Origin of the sequence: Vibrio navarrensis, assembly GCF_000764325.1 — a bacterium.
Classification (GTDB): domain Bacteria; phylum Pseudomonadota; class Gammaproteobacteria; order Enterobacterales; family Vibrionaceae; genus Vibrio; species Vibrio navarrensis.
In genome coordinates this window covers 289,677-307,633 of record NZ_JMCG01000001.1, presented here as the reverse complement: position 1 = coordinate 307,633, position 17,957 = coordinate 289,677, and the positions used below count along the sequence as shown (strand labels likewise).

Below are 17,957 nucleotides of genomic sequence, written 5' to 3'. Positions count from 1 at the left end.
ACGACAAAAGAAGCGAGCGGAAATCCGCTCGCTTTTTCATATTGTGTATTGCAACTGGGGCAGCTAAAAGCGCCCTTTGTAGTCAAACTGATACTGCCCCTGAGCATTAGGATTACCCAACCAGCTGAGTTGTGACTTCATCGACGTAGGAAACGCTGCCCCCGGTTTAAACCACGCCGAGGTAACGTACTGGCGATTAGGGCTCACTTCCGCGCTAAAGGCGGCGCTGACCTGCTCGCTCTGCTGCGATCCTTTGGCCGAAAGCAGGCTATTTTCACACTGAATATCGGTGATCACTGGGCCCAAGTCGAGCCCACCAATCGGAGTGCCCACTTTGGCCGTGCTCCACACTAACGTACCAGCGCCCGTGGCGCACCAAGGCGCTTGATATACCGCTTGGGCGACATTCAGCTCCACTTGGCCTTCTACATCAATCGGTAACGGCATCGGGATTTTGCTGGCGATGTATTTCGCGGGGAGCGACGCCACCAAGTTTTCCACGTAAGCACCTCGACTTAGGCTATAACCAACGCGCCCTTTACCACGTAAATTCATCTCGCTGCCGCGACCAAAACGCAGCATCACTTGCGCATCGCCCGTGAGCAGCGGCATCCACTGCACATCCCAGTTCACTTCGCCGAGATCTTGTCCTTGCCAAGAAATTTTGTGCGCACTGCCTTTCCAGATGGTGCCCGATGGACCTTCAATTGCAAGCCCACGTACGGGCGGAAGATAGCCAAGCACAAAACTGGCCGGAATACTCGAAATCAGGCTGATGCTGAAAAATACAATAAAAATCAGGCTATAAACTATACCGCGTTTCACATTAACCTCGCTTAAACTGCAATCGGTTAATTTCCACCACACCCGCTTCTTTTCCGCGGTCAATATCCATAAATTCCACTTCGATGCCTTGTTTCTCTTTTAAATAGGTCAACCAATCGACAAAACGGTTGAACGGCATCGGCGCCACCCACACTTGCAACATCTCATTGCGCGGTTGCACTCGTTGCAGCTCGATGTTGAATTGGCGAGTGGACGATGAGATCACTTGGTTGAGTGGCTGATTGGAAAACTGTACCCCTGCACTCGCCCGTTTTTGGCTGATGTCGTCCGCTTTCTCTTTCACCCAGCTAAGCAGTTGCTTTTCGCTCTGAATGCGCATCTGCGCCTGCTCTGCTCGCATCTCGATCGGCTGCAAAATGCCCCAATAAATTGCCCCTAACAAGGCAAAGATACTGCACACCATCACTAGGCGCTGTTCGCGAGGGCTAATACCACTCCACCAAGTTTGCAGCATGGTTCGTAAATTTGTCATTCTGGCCTCACTTACGCTTCAACACAAAGCTGCCCACTACCGAATCGCCGGTGCGGTTGAGCTGCCCTTGTTCGACCTGAAAATGTTCGCTCAGAGCGACTCGGGCTTGTTCGAAAATCTGGAAGTCTTTGCTCTGTGCTTGAATGCGCACTTCGCCGCGATTGCCATCGTACTTGACGCTCTGTACCTCGAAGTTCTTCACTTTACCAATAGTGTCAGGAATAAGTGCCATCCAATTAAGAATAGAGTCACCACCCGCGCCTCCAGACAAACGACGCTCTTCGTCTTCCATCTGCCGTTTGAGGTAACTGACGGTCGGGATCTTGTTCTTACCGGGCAAAACCTGACGGAAAATACGCTCACTCTCCGCGCGATAGGCGTTGGCCTGCGCCTCATATTGTTGAATGGTCAGCACCTGCTGCGCCACTACCGCAGCAATCAGTAGCGCGCCACTGATTGCCACCTTCTGCCACACCTTCCAGTGTTTCAGCCAAGACGATTTCGGCTTAAATACTCCGGTCAGCAAAGAGAATTTGATGTTTGCCACGCCTTGGCTCAGCAGCGCCATGGTCATTTCGGCTGGCTGAGCCAACCAATTCACTTTACCTGTCTCTGGCGGTACGCTACTGAAACTGGCTACCGTTAACGGTTCGTCAGGGCTCAAAGCCTCAAGATAGAGCGGCATCCAGCTTTGATCGACCGCACTGCCCTGATAGGCACTGCGGCGAAATAACCACTGCTCACCCAGTTGGGCGGCGCTCATTCCTTCTTCACTCAGCGGCAACGCCAAAGAATCAGGAACGATGCGTTTGATCTCTATCCCTTGCTCACGAAACTTCGCCACAATGTGATGTAGCCAATCTCGCTCTACGGCACAAACATGGGCGATACGACCTTCTTTGGCCAAGATGGAAAAGTGCAAATCGTCCACGTCTTGCGCGATTTCATCTTCGAGCAGATAGGGCAACATGTTATCGATCTGGCGAGAGGCACCCGCGGGGATCTCCACATTCGTGAGCACAAGATCGCTCGATGCTAGGAGTACCACCACACTTCTTTGTTCTGCAAAAGGTTTTAATTCTTCCAGTTGCTGCCAATCTGACAGCTCGCCACTGGCGATCACTTCTTGTTGGTCTGCAGACCAAACCAGCCAAGGGATCGGGCTATATTGTTCGCTACTCAGCCGAACGGTCAGAAACTCGCTCACTGATTCCTCCAAAACGACGACGCACGACGGTCACTGTTTCTCTGTTTTTACTGTACATTAGGCTGCGAATTCTCACTCGTGAGTCATCAACAAAGACCTGCGCATCCAATTCAAAATAAGCACTATCTACGGTGAGGTACTTTTTGGATTGTTTTTTAATCTCATCGCTGACACCTGCCAACTCTGATTCTGCCATAAAGGCATCGACACTCGCCCAACCGTCAAACGGTCGCTTTTCAATCAAGTCTTTGGCACTCGATTCGTTAAGCGTCGGCGACAGGAGCGCAACCAGCAATGAGCTCTGCTCCTCGGCAAGTGTGTTGACATTTAATCGCCAGTCATCGGTCGGCAACGCACACACCAACGGGCGCAGCTTTTCCATCATCTCGCCCGTGACCTTGTACACCGCGCGTAGCTCGCTGCTGTCGGCGAGAAAGCCGTTGGCCGCTAAATACGCGGGTTGCATGCCTTCGTAAGTGGCATCTTCCACACCCGAGCTGGAACGAACTGCGTCATCACTGTCGATAAATTCCCACACTGAATCCGCAACCACCTCAGATTCATACGTTTCCACGCCATTTTCTTCAAGTAAATTGCGCAGCACTTTGACGAGGTAAGGACGCTCAAGCTGTCCATCCTGCGGTTTTACACTCGCCAATACATTGAGATTAAAGCACGCTTGGCGATCATAAATACGCCCGCGCGCTTCACCGTAATCCAGTGGATAGGTCTTCTCTTCCACCGCCCACGGCTGGTTCAAGTTCACCGTGGTATCACTGTCTTTGTAACTCTGTTCAATCGCCACTTTAGCCAGCGCTTCCACACCTAAGCTGTACCAATAGGCTTGCTGGTAGCTGACTTGATTGCTACCGCGCTGAAACTGGGCAAACAGCCGCTCCGACATGGATGCCGCAATGGTCGCCATAATAGCCAGCAGCATGAGGATAATCACTAGAGCAACGCCAGACTGACGGCGGATGGTCAATTTAGCCATTATTGTCATCCTTGCTGTCCTGACTGCCCGAGCCGTCGCGTTTTTGCAGCGTCCCTTCCGGAGTCAGATAGACACGCGAGATCTTACCGTAATCTTTCAATGTCAATTCAACCGAAACGGCAGCAGGTAAAGTGTTCTCCGCATCCCACTCATCGCTCCATTTTTTACCATCGGAAAAACGCATTTCAAACGTTTCCACCCCGCTCAGCAAAGGGGTAATCACTCCCATTTGACCAGTGGGCGTGTCAGGATAACGCCACCATACCCGCTCAAACATGTCGTCTTTGATGCGATAACCGACTTTGGTCACTTCACCTCGCGGAAATTGCTGCTGAGGGTTATGCCAGCCTAAACGGGCAAACATCACCCCTTTGCTGTCCGAGTCGAGCAGATAGTCCGCCCACACGATCAATTTACTTGCGGGGTTTTCACCATTTGTGCGCATCGGGCGCAGCGCCATTTGACGAAAATCGTTGTCCATCATCACCACAGCACGCTGTAGCTCGTTGAGACGCGCACTGCGCTCTTGTGATAACTGATTGCTGCGCTGCACCTGATTCACCACCTGATAAGCAGCTACGCTTAATGTGGCAAAAATGGCGATCGACACCAACACTTCAATCAGGGTAAAGCCTTGTTGGCGCTTTCTTTTACTGGCCGACATACTTTTACTGGCCGACATAGCTTCTCACCGTCACAATGGGGTTCGCTTCTTTTTCCACCGCCACACTGACGTCAAACGCTTTCAACAGTGGTTGCGTGGTCGCCACAGGCGCTACTTTCCAGTACCAAGTTCGCCCGGCCATCTCTTCCTGACCAGAGCGTGCTTTGAGTGATTTCGGGTCGAGCATCACACTCGCCATCTGGTTGTCGGCCACCATAGCGGCAAACATCTTCTCTTCCAAATAGCCAATGGTATTGATGTGTTGGCTGACCGCTCGAATTACGCTCATCGCCGCGGTGGCAAAAATCGCCAGCGCAACCAGCACTTCCAGCAGCGTCATGCCTCTGCTTTTACGTCTGTTGGCCATTACTCTTTCTCTTCTTCGCCAGGGGCAAGCAGCACAATCTGCCCGGTATCTTTCGCCCTCACACGCCAACCATCTTCTGTCGCATCACGGTCTTGTGGGTAGAAAGAGAGTGAGAACGGCGTCAGTTCACCGCTCGACAAAACGAAAATTTGTGGTGGCGACTCTTTTTTCTTTTTGCCTTCTTCTTCGGCAAACATATCTTCATCAAACAGAGATCCCGGCTTAAACAAGCGATCATCTTGTTGCCACACGCCGCCACCGAGGGAGAGTTGCAGCGCAACATCATTCTTCAGTTCGGTTGTCGCGGGGATTTTGTTGAGCGCTAAGCTCTGCCATCCCTGAGCTTGCAATACAAGTAAGGTATAGCGAGACTTATCTTCATTGATACGAATACCAAAATCTTTACCACTGAGCAGTGCTTCTTCATTGAGTAACTGCAATCGTTGGTAAAAACTCTGGGCGTATTTTTTGGCGCTGTCGTCGGTGCGAGTCGGAATGGTGGCGATCACCGCCACCGCCGTCAGAGAGAGCAGCACCAACACCAACAAGATCTCGATCAAGGTGAAACCTCGCAGGTGCTGATTGGACATGTTCTTCAAGCTGCTTTCTCTCACTGTTATTACGTTGCAAACTGCTCCGAATTAACGGAAGTCTTGCATATTCCAGTTGCCGATGTCCGCTGCCGCGCCTTCACCGCCTTCTTGACCATCCGCACCTAAGGTAAAGATGTCAACTGTGCCTTTGTCACCCGGGCTAAGGTATTGGTAATCGTTGCCCCACGGATCTTTTGGCAGACGTTTGATGTAACCGCCATCGCGGTAGTTACGCGGCTCAGGGCTACTTGGCTTGCTCACCAGCGCTTCCAAACCTTGATCAGTGGTTGGATAAACACTGTTGTCGAGCTTGTACATATCGAGCGCGTTTTCCAACGCGACGATATCGGTGATCGCTTTTTGTTGGTCCGCTTTCTCTTTGTTCCCCAGCAAGTTAGGTACAACGAAACTGGCCAAAATGCCCAGAATCACTACCACAACCATGACTTCTAACAGGGTAAAACCCGCCTGTTTTTTACGTTTGCTTTGCATTATTTTCTCCACAATTAATCGTTCAGATAGCTGCTCCACCCGATCGATAACCTTAGCCACTCATTAAGTTATTCATTTCCAGCATCGGCATCAGCGTTGCCATGACGATAAACAGCACCAAGCCCGCCATCAAGGCGATCAACGCCGGAGTAAAAATCCCCAAAGCAATATTGACCGTCGATTCGAAGTTTTGGTCTTGGTTATCCGCTGCGCGCGTCAACATGCTCTCCAGCTCACCACTCTGCTCACCACTGGCGATCATATGTAGCATCATCGGTGGAAAGAGACGAGTCTGATCCAGGGCTTTGCGCAAGCTGGCACCTTCACGCACACTGTCTGCAGCTACTAAGACCTGCTGTTTGACAAATTGGTTCGACATAACATCCACCGCAACGCGCATTCCCTCCAAAATCGGAATGGCGCTGGAGGTACAAATCGATAGCGTTCGTGCAAAACGCGCCGTATTCAAACCCTTAGATATTTTCCCAAGCAACGGCAGGCTTAAAATACGTCTATCCCACGCCATACGAAAGTTTGGCTTTTTCAGGGCGGTTTTTAGCAGATAAATCGCCACTACCACGCTGACAAACAGTATCAAGCCCCATTGCTGAATAAATTCACTCGAAGCGAGAAGAAATTGCGTGGACTGCGGCAACTCTTGCCCCATTTGAATGATCGGCTCAACGATTTTCGGCACTACGGTCGCCAGCAAAAACGCCACAATCGAGACTGCAAACACCACCAACACCACAGGGTAGATCATCGCTTGCATCAGCTTAGAGCGCATTTTCTGCCGATTTTCACAGTAATCGGCCAGCCGTTCTAAAACTGCATCGAGGTGACCGGATTTCTCCCCCGCCGCCACCATAGAACGATACAGCTCATCAAAGATGTGCGGATAATCGGCCAAACTGTCGGCTAAGGTGTAACCTTCGGTCACTTTGGAACGCACCGCGGCCAGCATGCTTTTGATGCGTGGTTTTTCCGCTTGTTCCGATACCGCACGTAAACACTCTTCCAAAGGCATACCAGATTGAACCAAGGTCGAGATCTGGCGCGTAATCAAAGAGAGATCGGGGGTACTGATCCCGCGTTTGAACCCACCGGAAGCGTTGCTTTTCGCCTGCTTCGCTTTGGTCTCGATCACCTCAATTGGCACCAAGCCTTGCTCTTTAAGCCGCTGTCTAACCTGACGAGCGTTATCGCCTTCGATATTGCCTTTTTTCTGTCGCCCTTTGGCATCGAGCGCTTTGTATTCAAACGCCGCCATCAGGATTCCTTAGTGACACGCATCACTTCTTCGAGTGAGGTGACACCTTGCAATACTTTGCTCAAACCATCACTGCGAATGCTTGGCGTATGTTCACGGATCAGTTTATCAATCGCCTGCTCGCCCGCTTCACTGTGAATAAGCTCCTGCACTTTCTCATCCACCATTAGCAATTCGTGGATACCGGTACGGCCTCGGTAACCTTTGTGATTACACTTCTCACAGCCTTTTGGGCGGTAGAGGATAAGAGGCTCTTTCTTCTTGCTATCAAACAGTTTGCGCTGCTCTTTATCGGCTTCGTAAGGCTCTTTGCAGTCGTGGCACAGAGTTCGTACCAAGCGCTGCGCCAACACCCCAAGCAAAGAGGAAGAAATGAGGAAAGGCTCAATTCCCATATCACGCAAACGGGTAATCGCACCGACCGCCGTGTTGGTGTGCAATGTCGACATCACCAAGTGGCCGGTTAACGACGCTTGAACGGCAATTTGTGCGGTTTCCAAGTCACGAATTTCCCCGACCATCACCACATCCGGGTCTTGACGCAAAATCGCACGCAAACCGCGAGCAAATGTCATGTCGACTTTCGGGTTGACCTGTGTCTGACCAATACCGTCGATGTCAAACTCGATCGGATCTTCGACGGTGAGGATATTGCGCTCGTTGCTGTTGAGCTCCTGCAACCCTGCGTACAAGGTCGTTGATTTACCCGACCCCGTTGGCCCCGTGACCAGAATAATCCCGTGTGGACGAGCGATCAGGTGACGAAAGTTATCATGGTTGGTTGGCGTCATACCTAGGCTGTGCAAATCCAAGCGGGTGGCGTTTTTGTCCAGCAGACGCATAACTACACGTTCACCATGCGATGACGGCATGGTCGAAACCCGCACGTCCACTGCGCGACCACCGATGCGCAAAGAGATTCGACCATCTTGCGGCACGCGTTTTTCTGCGATGTCCAGCTTCGCCATTACCTTAACCCGCGATACCAGCAGCGGTGCTAGCTTACGGTTCGGAGCAAGCACGTCACGCAACACCCCGTCGACACGGAAACGAATCGAGAGCGATTTTTCAAACGTTTCGATATGAATATCTGACGCGCCCTCTTTAATCGCTTCACCGAGCATGGCGTTGATCAATTTGATGATCGGCGCATCGTCTTCCGACTCAAGCAGATCTTCCCCCTGCGGCAACTCTTCCGCCAAGGAGAAGAAATCGTCATCGGAGCCGATGTCTTCCATCAGTTGTCTCGCCTCTGACGAGTCACGCTGATAGGCTAAGGTAAGCTTTTTCTCGAACTCTTCTGCGCTGAGCGCTTTGGGAATAAACGTCTGCTTCAACACTCGGCGTACTTCAATCAACGCTGAGGCATTGAGAGGCTCGACATAATAGAGCATCATCGGGCGCTCGGGATGTTCCACTTCAAGCACCATCTTAAAGCGGTTGGCAAAGCTAAAAGGCAAACGGCGAAAAGCAGCTACCGTGTCCAACATATCTACCATTAGTTGCTTTCCATCTGTTCGATAAAGGCCTGAATTTCAGCAGGATGGCGCTTATCTTCACCATATTTTGGCAGAACTGGGATGTTACCATCGCCCATCAGCTTCAAACCTTGATCGGCTTTATATAACTGTTCGGCACGAATGTAGTTGTATTTGCGCTGGGTGATGCCGTCAGCCGTCATGCCATCGCGAATAATGGTTGGCTTGATGAAAACCATCAGGTTCTTTTTCTCGACTTGAGTACTGGTCGATTTGAACAGGTGGCCCAAAATTGGAATGTCCCCCAATAGCGGTACTTTCGATTCACTTTCCAGCGCACGCTCGTCAATCAAACCACCGAGTACCAGCATCTGCCCGTCTTGAACAATCACAGAGGTATTCAATTGGCGTTTGGCAAAGCGCACGTCGACCGCGCCGTTAGCCCCAAGCACGTTGGAGACCTCTTGCTCAATATTGAGTTGTACTGAGTCGCCTTCGTTGATTTGCGGCACTACTTTCAGTTTGATACCAACCTCTTTACGTTCCACCGTCTGGAATGGATTGTCGTTGTTCGAGCTGGCCGATGAACCGGTTAAGACTGGCACTTCTTCCCCAACAATAAACGACGCTTCGCCGTTGTCCATCACGGTAATGCTAGGCGAAGAGAGTATGTTCGAATTGGAGTTGCTGGCGACCGCGCTGATTAAGGCTGTCCAATCACCCATGACCAAACTCATCGCTGCGCCATTTACGCCTGATAAGGCAGAGGCTAGAGTGGAGTAATCGCCTTTTTCAGTATACTCGCGGCTTTCCCAACCACCGGTTGAGCCATCGGCATTTGTTTTACTTGAATTCCAATAACTCTCTGTTTTCTTAACATCTTTGGCTTCTTCAAGACCAATCATCACCTTGCCAATTTGTGCACCACTGTTGCCGTACTGAATCAAAGCGCCACTTTCCAGTGAGCCCCACTGTACGCCAAGGTTAATGCCATCGCCTTCCGCCATTTCGACAATCAAAGCTTCAATCAATACTTGTGCACGACGAATATCCAACTGAGAAATCACTTCTTGCAACGCAATCATGATATCGGGCGGCGCAGTCAGCACCAGCGAGTTGGTACCTTGGTGAGCGGCGATCACCACGTCATTGCGCTGCGAACCCGCGGTTTTTTGGCCGGAATTTTTCTCCGCTTGCAGATTATCGGACACTCCTTTGAGCACATCGACCAAATCTTCCGCTTTAGCGTATTTGAGATACACCACGCGGTTGTTGCCTTTGGTTGCCATCTCGACATCGAGCTTCTCAATCAGGTTTTTCAGGCGTTCACGCACTTTCGGATCACCCGAGATCAAGATGGAGTTAGTGCGTTCGTCTGCCACTAATTTAGGCAGCAAATTGGCTGGGGTATTTTTGGCGTCTTGGGATTTGTTCAGTGCATCGACAATGCGCACCATTTCAGAGGCAGACGCGTTTTTCAGTTCAATCACTTCCACTTCGGTATCGCCCGCCTGATCGACACGTTTGATGATTTCCGCAAGGCGATTCACCACCGCCGCACGGCCGGTGATCAAAATGATGTTGGCTGGGTCGTAGTGCACCACGTTACCTGCGCCTGCGTTGTCGATCAGTTGGCGCAGCAGAGGCGAAAGTTCGCGCACCGAGACATTGCGCACCGCAACGACGCGCGTGATGACGTTGTCGCCTTTGACGGTATCGTCACCCACCACAGGAATGGCCGAGGTTTTCGAGTCTTTTGATTTGACGACTTTCAGTACGCCATTTTCCATTTCCACCACGGCATAGCCGTACACTTCCAACACATTGAGAAAGAAGCTGTAGTATTGCTCTTCATTCAATACATCATAGCTGCGGACATCAATTTTGCCGCGCACTGACGGATCAACAATGATGGTTTTCTCCAGATTGCGTCCGACGATCGTAATGAATTCCTGAATGTCCGTACCTTTAAAGCTCGCACTAAATTCGCTTGCCCACGCGCCGGACGTACAGGCTAGCGTCCCTGCTAGCAACCATGCGCTTTTGCTAAACCAATGTTTCACGTATATCTCCCACCACTTACGCTCTAGCGCCTAAGTATTAAAATTGGATGTAAATGTCATGCTGCTGACCATCACGCTCAACCGTCAGGTTCAGCTCTGTCAGCTCTGAAATTGAATTGAAAATTTTGCCCATCGCCGCCGGATCGGTCAGATCGTTGCCATTAAGCTGCACAGCAATATCGCCATCTTGCAAACCAACCGACTGGAAAAGCTGCGGATTTTTACCCGGGCTAACACGATAACCGATGACCTGCTCGTCTTTCTTCACTTGGGATAAACGGACATATTGGAAAATCTTCTGCGGATCGGCGGTGATCTCTTCACGAATCTGCGCTAACTGTTCGTCGGTATCGGGCGGGTTGTTCTTCGCTATGGTCGACGAGGCTGGCGCATGCGAAGTGCTATCGCCGAGTTTCTTGTACTCTAGCCCTTCAAGCATCACGGTTTCATCACGCCCTTCGTTATCAATGATCACCCGATCCACTAACACGGCTTTTAGCTTGGCGCGAGTCCCTTCAATTTCTTCGCCTAAACCGTACGTCGCTTGCTGACCTCGGTTAGCAATGACCGCCAAACTGGCACTCGGGTTGCTACTCGCGACCGCACCGACCAACACCAAATTGAGTCGAGTTTTCGGCGCATCTTGCACCACAGGCGCTTTTACCACCGGTTTTGCTTTGTTTTCGTTGTAAGCACCAAACAAATTCATCGCCTGCAGCCCAGCAAGAGAAAGGCCCTGCTTATTGTTGCTTTGCCCTCCGGTTATCACAGGGGCTTGCCAAGCAACAATCTCATTTTTTTGTGGCTGTGTGAGCCAGACAACCTGGCCTAAAGTCCAGCCTGTCATCGCAATCAAAATGCCAGCTAAGATCTTGCTTACATGGCGCTGAATTTCGCCGTTATTCGCAATGACGCGAGCCAGTAGCGGGCTGCTTTTCAATCCAGCACTTAGCTCTGATGGTTTCACTGAGTTGATTCCTTTTTTGTTACGATTCAATGACCGCTTTGTTATCGGCAGTGTTCTTCTATGATTTCACTGCACTCTCTGCTCGACATATTCACCAGTTCTAAACAAATGGAAGACATCCTGCTATGTTTTTGACTGCAATGGAATTGTCTAGTCGACAAAGAGCAGTGAACTATATCACAGCATAATAGTTACACGCTTTTCAAATTCCGTTTTTGCCAACTCCCTTGAAAATTTTGCTGTCCGTCACCATTGTAAGGGTCAATACGCCGCAATCATTCACAGCACTGATTAGAGAGTAAGACTTCCTATGAGTTCCCAACTTGACGCCGTTCGACTAGATAAATGGCTATGGGCTGCACGATTTTATAAGACCCGTTCCATTGCCCGCAACATGGTCGATGGAGGTAAAGTCCACTATAATGGTCAGCGCACAAAACCAAGCAAAATAGTTGAAATTGGTGCGACAATTAAGTTACGCCAAGGAAATGACGAGAAAGTGGTGGTGATTGAGCAGATCTCAGATCAGCGACGTGGCGCGCCTGAAGCACAAAGGCTGTATCGCGAAACCGACGAAAGTGTAGCAAAGCGCGAAACACTGGCACAGCAACGTAAACTCAACGCCAACCCAAGTCCAGAAAGACGCCCAGACAAAAAACAGCGTCGTGACATCATCAAATTTAAACTGCAGTAACAACGCCGGAAAAACCGACGAGGAATCCCTAAATGGCAAGCAATGTTTTGAACCGCTACTTATTTGAAGACCTTTCAGTGCGTGGCGAGCTGGTACAATTGGATGAAGCATACCAGCGTATTATTTCGAGCAAGGAATATCCGGCAGCCCTGCAAAAACTGTTAGGCGAGCTGTTGGTGTCAACCACTCTACTCACCGCCACGCTCAAATTTGAAGGTTCTATCACCATTCAATTGCAAGGTGATGGCCCGGTATCTTTGGCGGTAATCAATGGCGATAACGAACAAAAAGTTCGTGGTGTCGCGCGCTGGGAAGGTGAGATTGCCGACGATGCTAGCCTGCACGATATGATGGGGAAAGGCTACCTTGTCATCACCATTGAGCCGAAAAAAGGCGAACGCTATCAAGGTGTGGTTGGTCTCGACGGCGATAACCTTACTCAAGTGATCGAAGGCTATTTTGCCAATTCAGAACAGCTTAAAACCCGCTTGTGGATTCGCACTGGCGAGCACCAAGGTCAAGCGCACGCCGCTGGTATGCTGATTCAAATCGTGCCAGATGGCACTGGCTCTGCCGATGACTTTGAGCACCTCGAACAGTTAACAAACACAGTGAAAAATGAAGAGTTATTCACTTTAAAAGCCAACGAGCTGCTGTATCGCTTGTACAACCAAGAACAAGTCCGCCTGTTCGAACCTCAGCCTGTCGAGTTCCATTGTGGCTGTTCTCGTGAGCGCAGCGGTGCCGCAATTGTCACTATCGATAAAACTGAAATTTATGACATTTTGGCCACCGAAGGATACGTTTCTTTACATTGTGATTACTGCGGCACGACTTACTCGTTTGACGAGCCGCAAGTAGCTGAACTCTACACCAACGCCACTTCTGAGCGTAAAACGCTGCATTAATTTCCTTGGATTATCAAGCACGTAATTTACCCGTCAAAAGGTCAGCATACGCTGGCCTTTTTGTGATCAAAGCCTAGTAAATCAATACTTTCCCGTAATTTAATAACCCCTTATTTTTTGTTAATTAATAATCCTTTAACGCTGGCGCAATGGTTTGCGTGCACGATAAACTGTCTCGGCCAATATGTGACGGGACACCTAAAACCGCAGGAAAATTAAGGATAATTTTTGAACTATATCCCTGTTTTCTCCCCCACCCGTTGTTAGCATGGTGAGCAGAAAAATTAAAAGATTCTTACAAAATCCCTACAAAATCCTATAAGGAGCACCTATGACCGTTATGGAACATACTAAGGCTGCAACAATTGATTTAACCAAACATGGACTGCGCAACGTAAAAGAGGTTCTACGTAACCCAAGTTACGAAGTGCTGTTTGCAGAAGAGACGCGAGCGGATCTCGAAGGCTACGAAAAAGGCGTAGTCACCGAGCTTGGCGCGGTCGCTGTCGATACTGGCGTTTTCACTGGCCGCTCACCAAAAGATAAATACATAGTGAAAGACGCGACGACGGAAGAAAACATGTGGTGGACATCCAGTGCAGTTCCGAACGATAACAAACCAATCACTCAGGAAGTGTGGAATGACCTCAAAGAACAGGTCACCAACCAGCTTTCTGGCAAACGTTTGTTCGTGATTGATGGTTACTGTGGTGCTAACCCTGACACGCGTTTAAGCATTCGTGTGATCACCGAAGTCGCTTGGCAGGCGCATTTTGTGAAGAACATGTTTATTCGCCCTTCCGAAGAAGAGTTGGCAAGCTTTGAACCGGACTTCGTGGTGATGAACGCCGCGAAATGCACCAACCAGAAGTGGCAAGAGCATGGTCTGAACTCGGAAAACTTTACTGTGTTTAACCTGACCGAGCGCACTCAACTGATTGGTGGCACTTGGTACGGCGGCGAAATGAAGAAAGGCATGTTCGCCATGATGAACTACTTCCTGCCGCTGAAAGGCGTCGCATCCATGCACTGTAGTGCCAACATGGGCAAAGATGGCGATGTTGCGATCTTCTTCGGCCTATCTGGTACAGGGAAAACTACCCTATCCACCGATCCAAAACGTGCGCTGATCGGCGACGACGAACACGGCTGGGACGATGACGGCGTATTTAACTTCGAAGGTGGCTGCTACGCGAAAACCATCAAACTGTCGAAAGAAGCAGAGCCAGACATCTACAACGCCATCCGTCGCGATGCGTTGCTAGAAAACGTCACGGTACGCAACGACGGTTCGATTGATTTTGACGATGGCTCGAAAACCGAGAACACGCGTGTTTCTTACCCGATTTACCACATTGATAACATCGTCAAACCCGTTTCTAAAGGTGGTCATGCCAACAAAGTGATCTTCTTGTCTGCCGATGCTTTTGGCGTATTGCCTCCTGTGTCTAAACTGACACCAGAGCAAACCAAGTATCACTTCCTATCAGGTTTCACCGCCAAACTGGCGGGTACTGAGCGCGGCATTACCGAGCCAACGCCAACCTTCTCTGCCTGTTTTGGTGCAGCGTTCCTAACGCTACATCCGACTAAGTACGCAGAAGTTCTGGTTAAACGCATGGAAGAAGCAGGCGCAGAAGCCTACCTAGTGAACACCGGCTGGAATGGCAGTGGCAAACGTATCTCGATTCAAGATACGCGTGGCATTATCGACGCTATCCTTGACGGCTCGATTGAAGAAGCACCAACCAAGCACGTGCCTATCTTTAATCTAGAGGTACCGACATCGCTTCCTGGCGTCGACCCAACTATCCTTGACCCACGCGATACCTATGTAGACCCGCTACAGTGGGAAAGCAAAGCCAAAGATCTGGCACAACGCTTTATCAATAACTTTGCTAAATACACCGACAACGCCGAAGGTCAATCGCTAGTCTCAGCTGGTCCTCAGCTTGACTAAGTGATCGGATAACAAAAAGCATGCTCAAGCCCCTCATTCGAGGGGCTTTTTAGTTGAATCACACCTCAATTTAAGACAAGCTTATGCAACACATGCAGGGAAGCAGCGAGAGTTTGGTCAATTCGGATGAAAAAAATAGTTATAACCATCACTGTCTTGCTTTTGGTCGTTGCGATTATTCCACTCGCGCTTTTGTGTTCACTGCAAACTCGCTACGCAAGCCCGGTATTCAATCAACTCAATCAATGGCTGCACTCTGGTGTCAGTGCTTCAGAAGTTCGCTACCAGTTTCCCTATCATTTTTCTTTTAAGAATCTGACCTTTGATCACCCAGACGTGAGCTATGTCGAACAACTCGATCTCTGGTTCAACCCGTCACTTTACCGTGATGGACAGTGGCAGTTAGACAGTGTGCTGATCGACGGCCTCAGTCTCCAACAAGGGCTAAGCAGCAATCCGCAAACTTGGCTGCGTGATGCGGTTGATATCCAGCAAATCGCCTTGTCTCACTTTGACTACGCCGATAAAGAGTTCAGCGCGCGCGGTCTTAAAGTTCAGCTCAAACAGCCATACTGGGAGACGACAGAGCAGTGGCTGCCGTATGCTGAGATTCAACTTTCCGCTGATCAAATCTATTGGCAAGGCGAGGCGTTCAACAAAACGTTGCTTGATATGGACTATCGCCCGCAAGAGAGTACGGTGTTTGGCCTCTCCTTCCTCTGGCGTGGTGGGCACCTCTCCGGTCAGGCTGAGCAGTACGCACAAGGCTGGTCACTGGTCAATGTCACCATTGATGGCCTTACACTCTCAGAGCAGCAAGTGCAGTCGATTGTGGCCAAACCTTGGACAAGGCTGGGCAACATTAGCCATATCAACAGCCTCGATGTGATGCGTAGCAGCATTGATTACCAAGGCTATCAACTGGTCAATGTTGAGCTCTCCTGTGAAAATCTCACCCTACCGTTTGCTTGGTGGCAGCAAAACGATGGCCTTTTTTCTCTCTCTGCGGAAAGCGTGCAAGACCGACACAACATGTGGATTGAACCGCGTCTCAGCCTGCGTCTCAATCCTGCGCAAATTGATGTCGAAGAAGCCGCTTTTCTCTGGCAGCAGGGGAACGTGAGCTTTTCTGGCCGCATCACTCCGCACGCGCTGGCACTGAAACACGTGAACGTTAATAACGTGAAGTGGGCCGCTGAACAGCCCGGTGAAGGAGAGTGGCTGAAACAGTTGCTTAGACAGGCGAAAGAGATTTCCGTTGAAACGCTGAATATCGAGCGCAGCCAATTTATCCAACTGATCCGCGAACCCTATTGGCAACTGACTGGACTCAATATCGAAGGACAGAACTTGCTGATTAAGCAAGACGGGCAACTTGGTCTTTGGCAAGGTACGCTGAGCGCCAGCGCCGCCAATGCAAGCTACCAGAGTGTACTCAGCTCACACCCGATCATTGAAATGCACAGCGACCAAGGCAAATGGCAGATGGATCGTTTGTTTGCCCCGCTACAACAAGGTTATGTAGAGGGACAGGCCTCGCTTGATCTGACACAAATCAGCAAACCGTGGCAACTCACCCTCAATGCCGATGGCTTCCCTGCAGGGTTGCTATTGTCGCAATTACCGCTGCCGTTGGAGATCAACGCGATCAGCAGCATCGATTTACAAGCCAAGGGGTTGGCGGGCGACTGGGCGATGTTCTCCCATACCTTGTCGGGCGGGGTGTATGCGCAGTTACATGAAGCGTATATCCAAGCTCAAGACAACAGCATCACACCATTAATGCTATCGGAACTCAGGCTCGATATGCAGCGAGGTAAGCTGTCACTCAGCCCGATCAACGTCAGCGGCCCATCGATCACAGGCAACATCAGCGGCCAAGCGGACCTCGCAGCCGATGCGCCTCAAGGTATCAGCTATCAGTTCATGATTGGCTGTCAGCAGTTGAGTGGTGACCTTCTCTCGGATCAACACCAGCGCCACAGCGAATGCGACGCGGCATTAAGCAGTGAAAGCCAACCACCCAGTGAAAACCAACCCAATTTAGCCACGCTGACTCAATAGCTTTTTGTAATCGGGTAGCAGCATATAGGTTCCCATGAACTCCACCGCCGCAACCTCACCACTAAAAATGGTCACATGGATCACGATACGCGCTTTGCGTCCAGAGGCGAGTCGGTCCAAATCGCCACTAATACCATCCAGCGACGTGCTGGCAATCGGGTTCTTCTCCACCGGATGACGGTAGCGAATGCTACTGTCTGCCAAAACAATATCTCCGGTTAAACCACGCTCTTTCAGCAATAACCACGCCATGCCCCAGCCGGTTAACGTCGCCAGCGTGAATGCCGACCCAGCGAACAGAGTATTATGCGGGTTTAAATTGGGGTTGAGCTGCGCACTGCACTCAAACTGATAACCGGTATATTGGTTGATTTTGATGCCCATCTTATCGCTGATCGGAATTTGTCTGTCCCAGCGATCTTGCAATTCCGTACACCACTTCGGATTGCGCAATACGTTGGCCATCGGATCAAGGTGCTTGACCATTTGCTGATGACGCACCGGACCGCGTTCATCGGTCAGCTCACCTCGACGCTCAAAACCATTTCTCTCGTAAAAGGCGATAGCGTCCTCACGCGAATTACACACTAAACGTTTCGCTCCCTCTTGCAGGGCGAGCGATTCCAGCGCCACTAACACCAGCGAGCCCATACCTTTGCCACGGCGAGTGCCTTTCACCGCCATATAGCGGATTTGGCCTTCGCTATCCGGAGAGATATACAATCGACCGATGGCAATTGGCCGTCCCCGGCCATCGACAATCATGCGATGATGGCTCATACCGTCGTATTCATCGCGCTCTGAACCGATTGGCATACGCCAGGGCTCGCGCAGCATTTGCCAACGAAAGTGGTAATACTTGTTGAGTTGGTTATCTGTTTTCGGCGTGATCAGCTTAAACATAGAAATCCTTTTTCA

Annotated in this window: 17 protein-coding genes; 4 read left to right on the top strand and 13 right to left on the bottom strand. The window is 50.4% G+C overall.

All coding sequences use genetic code 11. The features are described 5' to 3' along the window. Positions 1 to 63: 63 nt before the first annotated feature. Genes EA26_RS01440 through gspC form a run of 12 tightly spaced genes read right to left on the bottom strand, consistent with a single transcriptional unit; the run spans position 64 to position 11,413 of the window. Positions 64 to 825 carry a type II secretion system protein N gene (locus EA26_RS01440; RefSeq protein WP_039422656.1) on the bottom strand — a complete coding sequence of 254 codons (762 nt, stop codon included), beginning with the start codon at positions 823 to 825 and terminating at the stop codon, positions 64 to 66. 1 nt (position 826) lies between these two features. After that, on the bottom strand, positions 827 to 1,318 hold the full coding sequence (locus EA26_RS01435; protein ID WP_039422655.1) for a type II secretion system protein M: 492 nt from the start codon (positions 1,316 to 1,318) through the stop codon (positions 827 to 829). A gap of 7 nt (positions 1,319 to 1,325) precedes the next feature. Next, a complete protein-coding gene (gene gspL / locus EA26_RS01430) occupies positions 1,326 to 2,525 on the bottom strand; it encodes a type II secretion system protein GspL (RefSeq protein ID WP_039422653.1) in 1,200 nt (399 codons plus the stop codon). Beyond that, on the bottom strand, positions 2,494 to 3,519 hold the full coding sequence (gspK, locus tag EA26_RS01425; RefSeq protein WP_039422651.1) for a type II secretion system minor pseudopilin GspK: 1,026 nt from the start codon (positions 3,517 to 3,519) through the stop codon (positions 2,494 to 2,496). Before gspK ends, gspL begins: the two co-directional genes overlap by 32 nt. Then, positions 3,512 to 4,201, bottom strand: coding sequence for a type II secretion system minor pseudopilin GspJ (gene gspJ, locus EA26_RS01420; protein ID WP_039422650.1), 690 nt, complete (start codon positions 4,199 to 4,201; stop codon positions 3,512 to 3,514). Before gspJ ends, gspK begins: the two co-directional genes overlap by 8 nt. After that, positions 4,188 to 4,550: a type II secretion system minor pseudopilin GspI gene (gene gspI / locus EA26_RS01415; RefSeq protein WP_039422648.1), complete on the bottom strand. Its 363-nt coding sequence runs from the start codon at positions 4,548 to 4,550 to the stop codon at positions 4,188 to 4,190. The genes gspJ and gspI overlap by 14 nt, the downstream gene beginning before the upstream one ends. Beyond that, positions 4,550 to 5,140, bottom strand: a complete 591-nt coding sequence (gene gspH, locus EA26_RS01410; RefSeq protein ID WP_039422646.1) for a type II secretion system minor pseudopilin GspH — start codon at positions 5,138 to 5,140, stop codon at positions 4,550 to 4,552. Before gspH ends, gspI begins: the two co-directional genes overlap by 1 nt. Positions 5,141 to 5,191: 51 nt before the next feature. Next, positions 5,192 to 5,635, bottom strand: coding sequence for a type II secretion system major pseudopilin GspG (gspG, locus tag EA26_RS01405; protein WP_039422645.1), 444 nt, complete (start codon positions 5,633 to 5,635; stop codon positions 5,192 to 5,194). A gap of 52 nt (positions 5,636 to 5,687) precedes the next feature. Further along, a complete protein-coding gene (gspF, locus tag EA26_RS01400; RefSeq protein WP_039422644.1) occupies positions 5,688 to 6,905 on the bottom strand; it encodes a type II secretion system inner membrane protein GspF in 1,218 nt (405 codons plus the stop codon). Next, complete coding sequence (gene gspE, locus EA26_RS01395; RefSeq protein WP_039422642.1) at positions 6,905 to 8,404, bottom strand: type II secretion system ATPase GspE; 1,500 nt, start codon at positions 8,402 to 8,404, stop codon at positions 6,905 to 6,907. Before gspE ends, gspF begins: the two co-directional genes overlap by 1 nt. Beyond that, positions 8,404 to 10,446, bottom strand: a complete 2,043-nt coding sequence (gspD, locus tag EA26_RS01390) for a type II secretion system secretin GspD (protein ID WP_039422640.1) — start codon at positions 10,444 to 10,446, stop codon at positions 8,404 to 8,406. The genes gspE and gspD overlap by 1 nt, the downstream gene beginning before the upstream one ends. Positions 10,447 to 10,483: 37 nt before the next feature. Continuing rightward, positions 10,484 to 11,413, bottom strand: a complete 930-nt coding sequence (gene gspC / locus EA26_RS01385) for a type II secretion system protein GspC (RefSeq protein ID WP_039422638.1) — start codon at positions 11,411 to 11,413, stop codon at positions 10,484 to 10,486. Positions 11,414 to 11,723: 310 nt separating this feature from the next. Between gspC and hslR the strand changes: the two genes are divergently transcribed. The 4 genes from hslR (at position 11,724) to EA26_RS01365 (ending at position 17,039) form a co-directional block, all read left to right on the top strand. Continuing rightward, positions 11,724 to 12,107 (top strand): ribosome-associated heat shock protein Hsp15, encoded by a 384-nt coding sequence (gene hslR, locus EA26_RS01380; RefSeq protein ID WP_039422637.1) that lies wholly within the window; start codon positions 11,724 to 11,726, stop codon positions 12,105 to 12,107. Positions 12,108 to 12,139: 32 nt separating this feature from the next. After that, positions 12,140 to 13,015 (top strand): Hsp33 family molecular chaperone HslO, encoded by an 876-nt coding sequence (gene hslO / locus EA26_RS01375; RefSeq protein WP_039422635.1) that lies wholly within the window; start codon positions 12,140 to 12,142, stop codon positions 13,013 to 13,015. A 331-nt stretch (positions 13,016 to 13,346) separates the two neighbouring features. After that, entirely contained in the window at positions 13,347 to 14,975 is a 1,629-nt protein-coding gene (pckA, locus tag EA26_RS01370; RefSeq protein ID WP_039422633.1) for a phosphoenolpyruvate carboxykinase (ATP), read from the top strand. A 126-nt stretch (positions 14,976 to 15,101) separates the two neighbouring features. Continuing rightward, on the top strand, positions 15,102 to 17,039 hold the full coding sequence (locus EA26_RS01365) for an AsmA family protein (protein ID WP_039422632.1): 1,938 nt from the start codon (positions 15,102 to 15,104) through the stop codon (positions 17,037 to 17,039). Here the strand turns inward: EA26_RS01365 and EA26_RS01360 are convergent. Next, a complete protein-coding gene (locus EA26_RS01360; protein WP_039422631.1) occupies positions 17,019 to 17,942 on the bottom strand; it encodes a bifunctional GNAT family N-acetyltransferase/hotdog fold thioesterase in 924 nt (307 codons plus the stop codon). The genes EA26_RS01365 and EA26_RS01360 overlap by 21 nt on opposite strands. Positions 17,943 to 17,957 lie beyond the last annotated feature (15 nt).